Consider the following 13,947-nt stretch of genomic DNA (forward strand, 5'->3'; position numbering starts at 1 on the left):
AAAGTGGTAATCTCGCCCCGTTCACGACCACTTATGATGAAGGATTTATATGCGTTTTCTGCGTTTCTTGCGTCCCCTGCTTGCCGCCGTCACCCTGGTGGCGGCCACCGGCGGCGCCATGGCGGCCGATACCGGCTTTACCACGCTCACGACGCCAGTGCGTACGGACACGGGCAAGAAGGTGGAAGTGGTCGAGTACTTCATGTATTCGTGCCCGCATTGCTACGCGCTCGATCCGCTGATGCACGACTGGGTCAAGAAGCAGGGCGACAAGATCGCCTTCCGCCGCGTCCACCTGGCTGCCACCGGCCCGAAAGACCCGCAGGCGCACGCCTATGCCACCCTGGAAGCGATGGGCCAGCTGGACCAGTTCCACGACAAGATCTTCCGCGCCATCCACGTCGAGCGCAACCGCCTGAACCGCGATGACGCCATCCTCGACCTGCTGGTCAAGAATGGCATCGACAAGGCCAAATACCTGGACATGTTCAATTCCTTCGGCGTGCAGACCAAGCTGAAACGCAACGAGCAGCTGATCGCCGCCAGCAAGATCGACAGCGCCCCGACCATCGTCATCGATGGCCGCTTCGTCACGTCGCCGGCGCAGTTGTCGCGTCCTGGCCAGTCCGAGCCGCAGACCCAGGCGGCGACCCTGCGCGTGATGGATGAACTGGTGGCGCGCGTGCTGAAAGAGCGCGCTCCCGCGCCGGCGAAGAAGTAACACTGGAGATCACCATGAAACAGCTGCCCTGGACTTTGTGCGTACTGGCCGTGGCCCTCGTGGCCTGGCTGGCGATTGCCATCGTCAACGTGGAAAATCAGCGCAATGCGCTGGTGACCAAGGCTTGCGTGGACCCCGCGTTCAAGAACGAGGTCGACGCGAAATGCCTGGCGTCCGTGCGGACGCGCGAACACTGGTGGCAGCACCTCACTTACGCCATGACGCATTTCCGAAATTGAATGTGTTAGTAGGAAAAACCCGCCGCGCGCGGGTTTTTTTTCGTCCGCGTATGATGAAGCCACCACTATTCAGGAGGGACAATGAAAGAAGTGATCTTGATTACGGGCAGCAGCCGCGGCATCGGCGCGGCGACGGCGCTGCTGGCGGCGCGCCAGGGCTATGCCGTGTGCATCAACTATGTGCGCGACGCGCAGGCGGCCGACGCGCTGTGCGCGCGCATCGTGGCCGACGGGGGCGAGGCCATCGCCGTGCAGGCCGACGCCAGCGATGAAGCGGACGTGGCGCGCCTGTTTGCGGAAGTCGACGCGCGCCTGGGAAACTTGACGGCGCTGGTCAACAATGTGGGCGTGCTGGAGCAGAAATGCCGGCTCGCCGACATGTCCGTGCAGCGCCTCGAACGCGTGCTGCGCACCAACGTGATCAGTTATTTCCTGTGCTGCCAGCAAGCCGTGCGGCGCATGTCGACGGCCCATGGCGGGCAGGGCGGGCGCATCGTGAACGTGTCGTCGGCGGCGGCGCGCCTCGGCTCTCCGGACGAATACATCGATTACGCGGCTTCGAAAGGCGCCGTCGATACCCTGACCCTGGGCCTGGCGAAGGAAGTGGCGGCCGAGGGCATCCGCGTCAATGGCGTGCGGCCCGGCATCATCTATACGGAGATCCACGCGTCGGGCGGCGAACCGGGCAGGGTGGCGCGTCTGGCGCCCGGCGTGCCGATGCAGCGGGGCGGCCAGCCCGAAGAAATCGCCGATGCGATTTTGTACCTGCTGGGACCGGGTGCCAGCTATGTCACGGGCAGCATCCTCGACGTGGCGGGCGGGCGCTGATCTTCAACTGCTACAAGTAATTGATTCAAGCGCGGGACCAATTATCAAGCAGGACAAGCGAGTCCAGAATGGCGGGGTGTCATGTGCACGCCGATCAACCAACCTGGATTCATCATGCCCGTATCTGCTTCCGCCTCCGTTGTTGCCCCCGCCATCCTGGCCCTGTCGCTGCTGGCCGCCGTGCCAGCCCATGCGGCCATGGATTTGCCCATGCCGGCCCAGCTGTCCGGCGCCACCGCCACGGATAAAACGGCGCTGGCCGCGCGCCGCTACGCCGCGTTCTGGCAAAGCGGCGACCCGGCCCTGGCGCGGCTGGCGCTGGCCGACGATTTCATCGACCGCAGTTTGCCCGCCGGCCGGCCGCAGGGACTGGCCGGCCCGCTGCAGGCGTCGCAAGTGTTCCATGCGGCCGTGCCGGATTTGAAGGTCGCCATCGAGGAGATGCTGGTGGCCGGCGACCGGGTCAGCCTGCGCCTGCATTTCACGGGCCGCTTCACTGGCGTCTTCCCCACGCCACAGGGCGAGCTGCGCGGCCAGGGGCAAGCCATCGATTTCCATGCGTTCGACCTGTACCGCGTGAATGGGCAGGGGCGCATCAGCGACAACTGGCACCTGGAAGACAATCTGACCCTGCTGCGCCAGCTGGGCGTGCTGGCGCCGTGATGGCGTCCCGCTAGGGCTGCGCCGGCAGCGAGGAAAACTGCTGCAGCAGGAAGTCGGCCAGCAGCGTGACGCGCGGCGGCTGGAAGCGGCTGCGCCGGTACAGCAGGTTCAGGGGCACGCTGTCGGCAAAATATTCGTCGAGCACCGTCTGCAAGCGCCCCGCGCGCAGGTCGTCGCCGATGTCGAGCAGCGATTTGTAGGCATAGCCATGGCCGGCCACGGCCCAGCGGCGGATGATTTCGCCGTCGTTGCTGTGCCAGTCCCCCTGCGGGCGCAAGCCGTGGCGCTTGCCGTTTTCGCGGTAGCGCCATTCCTGCGGCGCGCCGTCGCCGGCCGTGAGCACGAGGGTGGGCAGCGACGCCAGGTCGCGCGGCGCGGCCGGCACGCCGAGCCTGGCGGCCAGCGCGGGCGCCACGCACACGACGCGCCGGCCCGGGTGCAGCAGGCGCGCCACCATGTCGCTGTCGGGCAGCTCGCCGTAGCGGATGGCCAGGTCGACGTCGTCCTGCACCAGGTTGGCCGTGGCGTCCGTCAGGGTCAGCGCATGGCGCACCTGCGGGTGCAGCGCGGCAAAGCGGTCGAGCATGGGCAGCAGCAGCTGGCGGCCGATGTCGGACGGCGCCGAGATGCGCACCATGCCGCGCACGGCGTCGCCGCCCGCGTGCAAGCCGTCTTCGGCCTGCGCCAGCAAGTCGAGCGCCTGTTCGCTGTAGCGGCGGTAGTGCAGGCCTTCTTGCGTCAGGCGCAGCTGGCGCGTGGTGCGTTCGAACAGGGTGGCGCCCAGCGCCGTTTCCAGGCGCGCGATGGCGGCGCTGGCGGCGGCCGGCGACAGGCCGTGCTTGCGGCCGGCCGCGGAAAAACTGCCCAGCGCCGCGGCGTCGAGGAACAGCGCGATTTCCGCCAGGCGTCCGGCGCCGCCGCGGCTCATGCCGGGTGCGCGGCCGCTGGTTTCGGCGCCGGCGCCGAATGCGGCGTGATCACCACGGTGCAGGTGGTGCCGGCCACCAGCAATTGTCCTTTCGGCTGCTCGTCGATGTGGATGCGCACGGGCACGCGCTGCGCCAGGCGCACCCAGTTGAAGGTGGGGTTGACGTCGGCCAGCAGTTCGCGGCCTGTGGCGGCGTCGCGGTCGGTGATGCCGCGCGCGATGCTTTCGATGTGGCCGTGCAGGGTGCCGCCGCTCATCAGATTCATTTCCGCCTTGTCGTCCTGCGCCAGCATGCCCAGCTTGGTCTCTTCGAAATAGCCGACGACGTAGTACGAGGCGCTGTCGATGACGGCCAGCTTGGCCGCGCCGACGGCCGCGAAGTCGCCCTTGTGCACGTTCAGGTTCGTCACGTAGCCGCTGACGGGCGCGCGCACGGTGGTGCGCTCCAGGTTCAATTGGGCCAGCGCGCGGGCGGCCACGGCGGCCTGCACTTGCGAGGTGGCCGAGGTGGCGGCAAACGCCGCGCTTTCGCGGCTTTCCGTCGAGATGATGCTGGCGTCCAGGCCTGCGCGGCGCTGGGCTTCCTTGCCGCGGCGGCCTTGCTCCGTCCTTTGCGCGGCCAGCACGGCGTCGGCCTGCGCCAGCGCGCTCGCGTAGCGTTCCTTGTCGACGACGAACAGCACGTCGCCCTTTTGCACGACCTGGTTGTCGCGTACCAGCACGTCCGTGACGGTGCCGGCCACGTCGGCGCTGATGTTGACGATGTCGGCCTTGATGCGGCCGTCGCGCGTCCACGGCGACTCCATGTAGCGGTCCCAGACGGTCTTGCCTATCCACAGGGCGGCTGCCAATAGCAGCACGGTGATTGCATAGCGGGTCAGTTTGCTTACCATGTCGGCAGCCTTTCCTTGATCGGGTTGAACGGTTTTTTTTATTTGTAAAGCGATAGCGCCAGCGCGCCGAAAATGGCGATGAAGATGCACAGCCGCGCCAGCGACGGATGCCACACCATGCGGTACACGCCCAGCCAGCCCAGCACGCGGTCGAGCAGGGTTTGCAGGGCTATGCTGAGGAGGAACAGGGGCAGCAGGGTAGGAATCAGAATTCCGAACAGGGCGAATTCACGCGGCATGGTGGTCTCCGGCGCCAGGCGCCATATGGTCGAGTAATGAGGTGTAGATCGAGTGCAGGTCGGCCAGCGCCGTGTGCAGGCGCATGCCCCGTTCCGGCGCCGTACCGGCTTCGGCCTGCGCCGCGCGCACGACGGCGCCCGCCTGCAGGGTGGCCGCCAGCGCCGCCTGCAGTTGCGCGTCGCCGCGCGTGCGCAGCCAGGCGGCGATGTGGTCCACGCACTGCTGCAGCGCGTGGCGCGTGGCGCCTGGCCTGGCGGTCGCGATCAGTTCGCGCAGTTCGATCACGGAATGGCCGATTTCCAGCAGGGTCAAGGCCTGGCGCACGACGGCGCGCGTCGCTTCGCCCGGCGCCGGGCCGGCCGCCGCGTTGAGCTGGCTGAGCAGGTCGCGCACGCGGTTGTCGAAGCGGTGTTTGACACGGCGCGCCGGGGCCGTGCACGCATGCAGCGCTTCGCGCCACAGGGCCCGGCCGATATGGTCCTTGTGGCCCATCGTGTGCTCGGGCAGCAGCACGGCAAACACGAGGGCGGCCAGCATCAGGCCCACGATCAGGGCCATGCCCGTGTTCAAAAAGGCTGCACCGTCGACGTGCATCACATTCGTCGGCGCCATCTGCGTGATGAAGGTCGACACGCCCAGGCCCACGCCCAGCTTGGCGGGATTCGTCATCAGGTACAGGCCGACGGCGAGGAACGGCGCAAAACTGAGCACCAGCATGGGGAAGCCGTCGCCGTGCACCAGCACGAAATACACGCAGACGAGCGACAGCGGCATGGCGATGAGGAAGCCCGCCAGCACCTGGCGGATCATCATGATGGGACGCGGCGAGGACGAGGCCAGCGCGCAGAACACGGCCGCCATTAGCATCGCCGTGCTGGCGTAGGGCCAGGCGAGGAAGTAGGCGCCCAGCGCCAGCAAGGCCAGGCTGATGCCGGCGCGCGCGCCGCTGGCGAGCACCAGCGCGGGCGGCGTCTTCGGCGCATACGCCTGCGGCGTGCTCACTTCCAGCGGCGTGTCGTGCACGAGGCTGAAATACACTTCGTGAAAGCGGCTCATGTCGCGCGCGAAGCGTTCGAGCAGTTCGCACACGGTGTCGAAATCGATGCGCTGCGCATGCGCGACGTGGGTGCTGTCGATGTCCGCGCGGGCCTGGCCCAGCGCCGTTTGCAAATGCCGCTGCATGGTGTCGAGCGAGTCTTGCGAGGGCGTCGTTTGCAGCGCTTCGGCGACGATGGCGTACAACGGCGCGCAGGCCTGCATGACCTGGGTTTCGCCATCGCGCTGCAGGCGGTCGAACAGGCGGTGGAAGGTATAGAAGGTGGTCAGCGCCGTCATGAAGGTGGCGTTGAAGGCGTGCAGCTTGCGGTTTTGTGCGCGCACGTGACTGACCTTGCTGGTGACTTCGAACAGGGCGGCCGAGCGGCCCAGTTCCAGCGCCGCCACGTCGGCGGCAAACTGCAAATGCGTCAGTTCCACCTGGGCCGGCGTGAGCTTTTGCTGCAGCACGTCCTGGCAAAAAGTAAGGAATTTGCCGTAGCGGGCCTGCACCGTGCGCATCACCTGCGTGCCCTGGTGGCGCGGCAGCAGCACGCTGGAGACGGCGGCCGAGCAGATGATGCCCAGGCTCACTTCAGCCACGCGCGTGACGGCCAGCGAGAAGACCTGCATCGGCTGCTCGATGGCGGGCAGCACGATCATGCAAGCCGTGTAGCCGGCCAGCACGTACACATACGACTGGGCGTTGCGGTGCAGGGCCGAGCCGCTCGTGCACAAGCCCACCCACAGGGCCAGGCCGGCGAACAGCAGCACGGGCTGCTGCGGGAACAGGCCGATCAGGGTCAGTGCGGCCGTGCAGCCGAGCAGGGTGCCGCACAGGCGGTAAAAGCTTTTTTCCAGCACCATGCCGCTGCTGGGCAGGGCCAGGATGATGGTGGTGGTCATCGCCGTGCTGGGCGAATCGAGGCCCAGGCGGTAGGCCAGCCACAGGGCGCAGAATGCGGCGATGAGGGTCTTGCCGACGTAGATCCAGCGTTCGCCTTCCGTCGCGCGCCAGTCCTGCAGCGCCAGCGCCAGCCAGCGGGCCGCCCGGGTCAGGGGGCCGTCTATAGGTGTTGTTGCTGTGGCTGGCGTCATCGATAGGCTATCAGTTCTGGTTGTTGAGATTGTTCAGGTTGCGCAGCTGGCGCATGTACAGCTTGTCGAGCACTTGCAGCTCTTCTTCCGTGAACCCTTCGTACAGGGCCGACGTTTCCTGGTACACGTCGGGCAGCGCCGTCTCGATCAGCGCGCGGCCCTTGTCGGTCAGCGAGATCATCACGGAGCGGCGGTCGCCGGGACGCGTGCCCCGATGGATCAGGCCGCGCGTTTCCAGGTCGTTGCACACGCGCGTCAGGTTGGCCGGCTTTTCATGGCAGGCCATGCCCAGGGTGCAGGCGTTCGAAGTTTCGTCTTCCGTGCCGTACAGCACGGCCAGCACCATGTAGCTGGCATCGACCAGATCGTGCTTTTTCAGCGCGGCATTGGTCAGGTCCTTCATGCCTTTTTGAATGTGGTACGTCATGCGCAGCAAACGCATCAGTTCCATGGGGAAGCCTGGCATGCGCGTGCGGATGTTTTTCAGCCGCTTGGAGGTGGCGTCAAAAGCGGTCATGTCATATTCCTTCATGTGTGAATAAAGTGCCGATTGTATCTTGTTGGGCTAGGGCAATGCCAGGATTGCAAGCTCAGATGCCGCCTCCTAGCGCATTCATCAAGGAAACGTACAGATCGAGCTCGCGCGCCCCATTTTGCGCCTGCTGCTGTTCTTCCGCCAGCAGCGCCACTTGCGTGTTGAGCATGGCGATGGCGTCGCTCATGCCCGCCTTGTAGGCCTTCTCCGCCAGGTCGCGCGCGCGCTGCGCCGTGGCCAGCGCCTGCGCGGTCAGCTGGTGCTGCTTGGCAAGCGATTGCGCGCGGGTGACGGCGTTGGCCACGTCCGACATGGCGTTGATGACGGTGGCGTTGTACTGCTCCACGGCGCCGTCGTACACGGCCGTCTGGCTGCCCAGCTGGGCGCGCAGGCGGGCGCCGGCGAAGATCGGCAGGCTCAGCGCGGGCGAAACGCCGCGGATGTCCGAGTTGGCGTCGAGAAAATGGCTGAAGCCGAAGGCCTGGAAGCCGGCGAAGGCCACCAGGTTGACGTTCGGGTAGAACTCGGCCTTGGCGGCGTCGATGCGCCGCGCCGCCGCTTCGACTCTCCAGCGCTGGGCGGCGATGTCGGGACGGCGGCCGATCAGGTCGGCCGGCAGGGCGGCGGGGATGGCCAGCGGCTGGTCCAGGCGCAGCACGGGGCGCGTGAGCGCCGCGCCGGCCGCCGGACCCTTGCCCGCCAGCGCCGCCAGCTGGTTGCGCAGCAGTGACAGCGATTCGGCCGACTGTTCCAGCTGGCGGCGTCCGGCCGGCAAGGTGGTTTCGATCTGCGCCACGTCGATGTCCGTGCCGATGCCGGCTTGCTTGCGCTGACGCGTGATGTCGAGGATGCGGGCGCGCTGCGCCAGGCTGCGTTCGATCACGTCCTGCAGCTGGAATTCATACGACAGCTGGATGTAGGTGCGCACCAGCGCCGTTTCCAGGGCCAGGCGGGCCATCTGCGATTCGGCCGAGGCCATCTGCACGTCGCCCAGCGCGGCGGACAGGGCGGCGCGGTTGCGGCCCCACAGGTCCAGGTCGTAGGAGGCCGTGACGGTGGCCTGGTTGCGCCACGCGTAGTTGCCGGCCAGCGGCGCCGGCGTGCTGCCGTGCTGCGAATACAGTTCGCGGTTGATGGAAACGGCCGCGTCGGCCTGCGGACGGGTCTTGTCCTCGGCAGCGCCGGCCAGCGCCTCGGCCTGGCGCACGCGCGCCTGGGCGCCGCGCAGGGTGGGGCTGTCGGCCAGGACCTGGTCCATCAAACGGTTCAATTGGGGGTCGTGCAAGTCTTGCCACCATTGCGTGCGCGGCCATTGGATGGCGACGCTGGCGGCGGCATCCATGGCTTGGCTCGCCTGCAGCTTGTTGGCGTCGAGCATGGCCGATTGCGGCGCGATATGGCCCATGTCGGCGCACGCGCTCAAGGCAAGGATCAGGCTGGCGGCAAGCAAGCGGCGGTGCAGGGACATGCAGGACTCCGGAAGGTGGTGTTGGGGCGATGCTGACAGCTCGCCGCGGTGAGCGCCGGGAGTGGCCCGGGGTGCTGCGCCGCAACTGAGTTGTTACTGAGTGAAACCGGCTGACGGGTTTCTTATTGCACGACGTGTTTTGCCGTTTGCGCGACGTCAAAATCCGCTTCCGTTTGCGGGATCAGACCAGCCTTGCGGGCGGCGTAGAACTCGGCCATGACTTGTTCGCGCGTCACCTGGCTGGCGGCGGTGGCCGGCGTTTTCGGGTAGTCGACTTCGCTCGTGGCGATTTCGCCGGCGTTGCGGGCACGGATGTATTCGGCCGTGACGTCAGCGCGCGTGAGTTGCTGGCTGGCAGCCGCAGGCGCGGCGCTTTGGGCGAAAGCCGAGGTGGCGGTGGTGATGGCAAACAATGCTGCGATCAGTGATTTGGCTTGCATGATAAGACTCCAAGATGTGCATGATGGCTGGGTGGATGGGCCGGCTCGCCACGTACCGGTCGGTTCGGCGGCATGGCGCTGGTGGGCGCCGTGCCGCCGATGAAGCAGTTTCTGGATGAGAAGATGCTTACTTGAATTAACTATAGCAATGAATAGTACATTTGTGAAGTAATTTTTGAAAATATTTGTGCGTCGCCGCATTTTCCCTGCGGAAAATGCCGTGCAGGCGTGCGCCGCTGGCCGGGCCAGGGGAGTAAGCTGGTTTTTTTATCAAGGGGAGTCAGCCATGAGCGGCAGCACACTCGATCCGGACAATTTGCCCGTCACGCCCGACCGCGTCCTGGGCAGCGGCCATGGCAAGGGCGCACTGGGGCCCAGCGACAGCTCCGACAGCGGCAGCGACATGCAGGGCGTGCCTGGCCAGGATGCGGAAGAGCTCGATAACGACAGCGATGCGGCCGGCACGGGCGAGCGGGCCGGCGTGGAACCCCACAACGCGTCGCCCGATGGCGGCGACATCGACGTCGATCATGTGGAGCGCCTGGCACCGGTGCCGCCGGCGCAGGGTGGTGGTGAATTGCCCCCATGAATTACCGCCTGTCCTGCGCCATCAGCGTAAAATGTGGTCAAGGCGGCGTGCGCGCCGCGATGGCCAGCCGGCCGGCACAGGATAGGATGTCAGAGGATGCAAACGCAGATGTCGGAAGAGAAAGAAAAAGACTTGATGTCGATGTACCGCGAGACGCGGCCGCGCGAGTTTTTTGGTGAAAAAAGCGACACCAATCACCTGGCCTGGAGTCTGCTGGTGGTATTGCTGGCGCTGGCGTTCTGGCTCGTCGTGGCCCTGGCGGCGGCGGAAAACCAGCGCCATGCCCTGGAAACCAAGGTGTGCCAGGATCGCGTGTTTCCCACGGAAATTGACATGTCTTGCCTGAAACAGGTCAAGTCGCGCGATCACTGGTGGCAGCACGTGGGCCACGCGCTGGTGCGGATGGGCGCCTGACCCGGGCGCGGTCTGGCTGTACTTGGCGGCGTGCGGGCCGCTGCGGCGACAGGGCGATAGTGCGACAGTGCGGGAGGCGCCATGCCACGCGATCACTCGCGCGAGCAGCCGCAATGGCTGCTGGCGCGCCACAGTGCCTTGACGGCGCGCCAGTTGCTGCGCGCCTATGGCTTGCTATGCCTGTTTTCCCTCGTCATTGCCGCCGCCTTTGCGCTGCGCGGCCTCTGGTACATTCCCGTGTTTTCGCTTGCCGAACTGTGCCTGGTGGCCATCGCCCTGCTGCATTACCTGCGCCATGCGCGCGACTATGAGCACATCGCCTTGCGCGACGGCGAGCTGATCGTCGAACAGGTCAGCGCCGGGCGTTGCCGCCGCCACCGCTTTGCACCGTGGCGCATGCGTATCGTCGTGCCGCAAGGGCCAGGTCAATTGATACATATCAACGATACCGGCCATGGCGGCGCGCACGTGGACGTGGGCGTGTTTGCCACGCCGGAACGGCGACAGCAGGTGGCGCAGGAGCTATGCGCGCTGCTGCCGCCCTATTTGGGCCCGTAAAACTGGAAAGTCTGGACCACCAGCAAGGTGGTGGGGAAGCCCGTGATGGTCTTGAACTGCTTGACGCCGGTAATCTTGTAGGCGCCGGCCTGGAATTCTTCCCCTTCGGCCCAGCTGTGATCCTTCATGGCAAACTGCAGCAACTGCTTGTCGTTATAGCGGTAGCTGAAGATGGTGTAGGCGCCGACGCGGCTGGTGACGACGAAGTTTTCATCCTGCTGGTCGGCGATGAGCAGGATGCCCGGATAGCGCTCGATGCCCGCCTCTTCGTTCTGGATTCTCAGGATCACGTCGGTAAAGCTGCATTCGGCGTCGCGGATCTTGTCGCGCTTCGTGGCGATCTTCATCACCTCGTCGTAGCTCTTGTTGTGCACGATAGACCATTGCGGCGAATCGCAATAGTTGGCGGCATGGGCATGGGTCGCGCCGAGCAGCAGACATAGGGTAATGGCGGAGAAAGCTTTCATGGGACCTTGTGGCAAGTTGCAGTCTTGTGGAGGCGGCAGTGTAACGTCTGGCTGCCGGCCCCACAAGCGCAGGGCAAGGCGCAAGATCAGGTGGCCCGCGACGGACCTTCCCACAGATTGATATGGCCTTCGCGCGCCTGCACGTCGATGGCGGCCAGCTCGTCGGCCGTGAACGACAATTGCTGCAGCGCGGCCACGTTTTCGCGGATTTGCGCGCTGCTGCTCGCGCCGATCAGGGTCGAGGTGACGCGGGAATCGCGCAGCACCCAGGCCAGCGCCATCTGCGCCAGGGTTTGTCCCCGCTGCGCGGCGATCTGGTTCAGCGCGCGCACGCGGGCCAGGTTTTCCGCGCTCAAATGCTGTTGCAGCAGCGAGCCGCCGCCGGGACGGTTGACGCGCGCATCCTGCGGCACGCCGTCCAGGTACTTGTCGCTGAGCAGCCCCTGCGCCAGCGCCGTGAACGTGATGCAACCCATGCCTTCCTGCTGCAGGGTGTCGAGCAAGCCGTCTTCCTCGATCCAGCGGTTGAGCATGTTGTAGGCCGGCTGGTGGATCAGACACGGCACTTTCCATTCCTTCAGCAGGGCGGCCGCCTCGGCCGTCTTTTGCGGCGAATACGACGACAGGCCCACGTACAGCGCCTTGCCCTGCTGCACGGCGGTGGCCAGCGCGCCCATGGTTTCTTCCAGCGGCGTGTCGGCGTCGTAGCGGTGCGAGTAAAAGATGTCGACATAGTCGAGGCCCAGACGCTTCAGACTTTGGTCCAGGCTGGCCAGCACGTATTTGCGCGAACCGCCGCCCTGGCCGTACGGACCCGGCCACATGTCCCAGCCCGCCTTGGTGGAAATGATCAGTTCATCGCGGTAGGGCAGAAAATCGTCGCGCAGCAGCTTGCCGAAATTGCTTTCCGCGCTGCCATACGGCGGGCCGTAGTTATTGGCCAGGTCGAAATGCGTGATGCCCAGGTCAAACGCCGTGCGCAGCATGTCGCGCTGCGAAGCCAGGTTGTTGCTGTCGCCAAAGTTATGCCACAGTCCCAGCGACAGCAGCGGCAGTTTCAGCCCGCTGCGCCCGCAGGTGCGGTATTGCATGCTGTCGTAGCGGTTCTCGGCGGCGTGGTAAGTCATGGCATCTCCTGGTTGAGTGAAGCGCTCATTTTCGCGCAAAATCAAGGTCCGTGTGCGTGCGCCGTGCGCGTGGCCGGACGCGCCTTACAATAAGCGTTGAGAAGTCTCGCAAGGAGCGGTCATGGAAATCGAATTGAAATTGTTGCTGGCGCCGCAAGACGCGCCCCGTCTGCGCGCGCACCCGCTGCTGGCGCAGTCCACGCAAGGTGCGCCGCAACTGCTGCGGATGCACGATATCTATGTCGACACGCCCGATCTGCAGCTGTGCCGCCACCAGGCGGGCTTGCGCGTGCGCCAGGTGGACGGGCGCTGGGTGCAGACGCTGAAGGCGGGCGGCACGGTCAGCGGCGGCTTGCACAGCCGTCACGAATGGGAGGGCGAGGTGCCGGGGCCACAACCGGACCTGGCCGCGCTCGATGCGGCCATCGGCCGCAAGCAGCCCATCCGCGCGCTGCTGCGCCAGGACGCCATCCGCGACGCCTTGCGGCCCGTGTTCACCACGCGCATGGAGCGCACCGTATGGCAGCTGCGCACGCCGCAGGGCGACGAGATCGAATGCGTGCTGGACCAGGGTGTCATCGAAAGCGGCGCGGATGGGGCCGATGGTGGCGCGCGCAGCGTGCCCGTCAGCGAGATCGAACTGGAATTGAAGCAGGGGCAGGCATCCAGCCTGTTCGACGTGGCGCTGTCCCTGCTGCGGGACGTGCCGCTGCAGCTGGGCCACATGAGCAAGGCGGAGCGCGGTTACCGCTTGGCTGCATCGCATCCCTTGCAAGCCGTCAAGGCGCAGCCTTTGCGGCTCGATGACGGCATGACGGTGCAGCAAGCCTTCGTCGCCATCTGCGGCAATTGCCTCGAGCAAGTGAGCGGCAACCAGGATGGCGTGGCGGCGGGCGAGGACGTGGAAAGCGTGCACCAGATGCGCGTGGGCCTGCGCCGCTTGCGCTCGGCGCTGGGCATGTTCAAGTCCCTGCTGGCGCTGCCCGATGCGTTGACGGGCGAACTGGCTTGGCTGGGCGGTGCGCTGGGCGAGGCGCGCGACTGGGATGTGTTGGCAGGCAATACCCTGGCGCAGCTCGACGGCGAGGCGGCCACGGATGCGGCGGCGCTGGCAGGGGCGGCGCACGCGCAGGCGCGCCTCAAGCACGTGCAAGCGGCGCAGGCCGTCACCTCGGCGCGCTACACGGCTTGCATGCTGGGCTTGCAGCGCTGGCTGCAGGCGCGCGCCTGGCGCGACAATTGTTCCGCGCGCCAGTTGCGGCGCCTGGACGCGCGCGTTTCGCCATTTGCCCGCGCCACCCTGCGCAAGGACCAGCGCCGGCTGATGCAGCGCGGCAAGCGCCTGCCGCATGCGACGCCGCAGCAGCGCCACCGGGTGCGCATCGCGGCCAAGAAGACGCGCTATGCGACGGAATTTTTCGCCTCGCTGTTTGCGGGCCGGGCCGTGAAACCATATGTGGGGCGGCTGTCGGCCTTGCAGGATGAACTGGGCTGGCTGAACGACGTGCAGGTGGCCGACCGGCTGCTGCGGCAATTGCCCGAAGTTCAGGCTGACCAGGCCGACCAGGCCGTCCAGGACGGGTTGCGCCTGCACGCGGCCTTCGTGCGCGGCTATCTGGCGGCGCGCGCGCAGGCGCAGGGCAGCGATGGCCGCATGCACAAGGCCTGGCGGCGCTTCAAGGCGGCCCGCTTGCCGGCCTGAAC

General features: G+C 66.3%; 17 protein-coding genes. 8 read left to right on the forward strand and 9 right to left on the reverse strand.

Features of this window, described 5'->3' with window-relative positions:
* Positions 1-49 precede the first annotated feature (49 nt).
* The 4 genes from CLU90_RS25350 (at position 50) to CLU90_RS25365 (ending at position 2,451) form a co-directional block, all read left to right on the forward strand.
* Entirely contained in the window at positions 50-721 is a 672-nt protein-coding gene (locus CLU90_RS25350; RefSeq protein ID WP_092714993.1) for a thiol:disulfide interchange protein DsbA/DsbL, read from the forward strand.
* A 14-nt stretch (positions 722-735) separates the two neighbouring features.
* Positions 736-960 (forward strand): hypothetical protein, encoded by a 225-nt coding sequence (locus tag CLU90_RS25355; protein ID WP_092714995.1) that lies wholly within the window; start codon positions 736-738, stop codon positions 958-960.
* Between the two features lie 81 nt (positions 961-1,041).
* Positions 1,042-1,788 carry an SDR family oxidoreductase gene (locus CLU90_RS25360; protein ID WP_100429127.1) on the forward strand — a complete coding sequence of 249 codons (747 nt, stop codon included), beginning with the start codon at positions 1,042-1,044 and terminating at the stop codon, positions 1,786-1,788.
* A gap of 114 nt (positions 1,789-1,902) precedes the next feature.
* Positions 1,903-2,451: an ester cyclase gene (locus tag CLU90_RS25365; RefSeq protein WP_100429567.1), complete on the forward strand. Its 549-nt coding sequence runs from the start codon at positions 1,903-1,905 to the stop codon at positions 2,449-2,451.
* Positions 2,452-2,461: 10 nt separating this feature from the next.
* On the opposite strand, the gene CLU90_RS25370 is transcribed toward CLU90_RS25365, so the two are convergent.
* The 7 genes from CLU90_RS25370 to CLU90_RS29770 all read right to left on the reverse strand — a co-directional run bounded on the left by CLU90_RS25370 (position 2,462) and on the right by CLU90_RS29770 (position 9,088).
* On the reverse strand, positions 2,462-3,379 hold the full coding sequence (locus CLU90_RS25370) for a LysR substrate-binding domain-containing protein (protein ID WP_100429128.1): 918 nt from the start codon (positions 3,377-3,379) through the stop codon (positions 2,462-2,464).
* Positions 3,376-4,272 carry an efflux RND transporter periplasmic adaptor subunit gene (locus CLU90_RS25375; RefSeq protein WP_092715001.1) on the reverse strand — a complete coding sequence of 299 codons (897 nt, stop codon included), beginning with the start codon at positions 4,270-4,272 and terminating at the stop codon, positions 3,376-3,378. The genes CLU90_RS25370 and CLU90_RS25375 overlap by 4 nt, the downstream gene beginning before the upstream one ends.
* Positions 4,273-4,310: 38 nt before the next feature.
* A complete protein-coding gene (locus CLU90_RS25380; protein ID WP_034751763.1) occupies positions 4,311-4,511 on the reverse strand; it encodes a DUF1656 domain-containing protein in 201 nt (66 codons plus the stop codon).
* Positions 4,501-6,645: an FUSC family protein gene (locus CLU90_RS25385; RefSeq protein WP_232731330.1), complete on the reverse strand. Its 2,145-nt coding sequence runs from the start codon at positions 6,643-6,645 to the stop codon at positions 4,501-4,503. The genes CLU90_RS25380 and CLU90_RS25385 overlap by 11 nt, the downstream gene beginning before the upstream one ends.
* A 10-nt stretch (positions 6,646-6,655) precedes the next feature.
* The gene (locus CLU90_RS25390; protein ID WP_100429129.1) at positions 6,656-7,162 is read right to left on the reverse strand and encodes a MarR family winged helix-turn-helix transcriptional regulator; all 507 of its coding nucleotides are present in this window, start codon (positions 7,160-7,162) and stop codon (positions 6,656-6,658) included.
* Positions 7,163-7,235: 73 nt separating this feature from the next.
* Positions 7,236-8,648: an efflux transporter outer membrane subunit gene (locus tag CLU90_RS25395; protein ID WP_100429130.1), complete on the reverse strand. Its 1,413-nt coding sequence runs from the start codon at positions 8,646-8,648 to the stop codon at positions 7,236-7,238.
* 122 nt (positions 8,649-8,770) lie between these two features.
* Positions 8,771-9,088, reverse strand: coding sequence for a DUF4148 domain-containing protein (locus tag CLU90_RS29770; protein WP_198511265.1), 318 nt, complete (start codon positions 9,086-9,088; stop codon positions 8,771-8,773).
* A gap of 286 nt (positions 9,089-9,374) precedes the next feature.
* Here CLU90_RS29770 and CLU90_RS25405 point away from each other — a divergent pair, with 286 nt between their 5' ends.
* The 3 genes from CLU90_RS25405 to CLU90_RS25415 all read left to right on the forward strand — a co-directional run bounded on the left by CLU90_RS25405 (position 9,375) and on the right by CLU90_RS25415 (position 10,649).
* On the forward strand, positions 9,375-9,677 hold the full coding sequence (locus tag CLU90_RS25405) for a hypothetical protein (protein ID WP_100429132.1): 303 nt from the start codon (positions 9,375-9,377) through the stop codon (positions 9,675-9,677).
* Between the two features lie 96 nt (positions 9,678-9,773).
* Positions 9,774-10,091, forward strand: a complete 318-nt coding sequence (locus CLU90_RS25410) for a hypothetical protein (protein WP_100429133.1) — start codon at positions 9,774-9,776, stop codon at positions 10,089-10,091.
* A gap of 81 nt (positions 10,092-10,172) precedes the next feature.
* Complete coding sequence (locus CLU90_RS25415) at positions 10,173-10,649, forward strand: DUF2244 domain-containing protein (RefSeq protein WP_092715014.1); 477 nt, start codon at positions 10,173-10,175, stop codon at positions 10,647-10,649.
* Here the strand turns inward: CLU90_RS25415 and CLU90_RS25420 are convergent.
* Both CLU90_RS25420 and mgrA read right to left on the reverse strand, forming a co-directional pair.
* A complete protein-coding gene (locus tag CLU90_RS25420; RefSeq protein WP_092715016.1) occupies positions 10,634-11,116 on the reverse strand; it encodes a hypothetical protein in 483 nt (160 codons plus the stop codon). The genes CLU90_RS25415 and CLU90_RS25420 overlap by 16 nt on opposite strands.
* Positions 11,117-11,202: 86 nt before the next feature.
* Positions 11,203-12,243, reverse strand: a complete 1,041-nt coding sequence (mgrA, locus tag CLU90_RS25425; protein WP_100429134.1) for an L-glyceraldehyde 3-phosphate reductase — start codon at positions 12,241-12,243, stop codon at positions 11,203-11,205.
* Positions 12,244-12,364: 121 nt separating this feature from the next.
* On the opposite strand from mgrA, the gene CLU90_RS25430 reads away from it, so the two are divergent.
* Complete coding sequence (locus CLU90_RS25430; RefSeq protein ID WP_100429135.1) at positions 12,365-13,945, forward strand: CYTH and CHAD domain-containing protein; 1,581 nt, start codon at positions 12,365-12,367, stop codon at positions 13,943-13,945.
* Positions 13,946-13,947 lie beyond the last annotated feature (2 nt).

The sequence above is a fragment of the Janthinobacterium sp. 67 genome (assembly GCF_002797895.1).
Classification (GTDB): domain Bacteria; phylum Pseudomonadota; class Gammaproteobacteria; order Burkholderiales; family Burkholderiaceae_D; genus Janthinobacterium.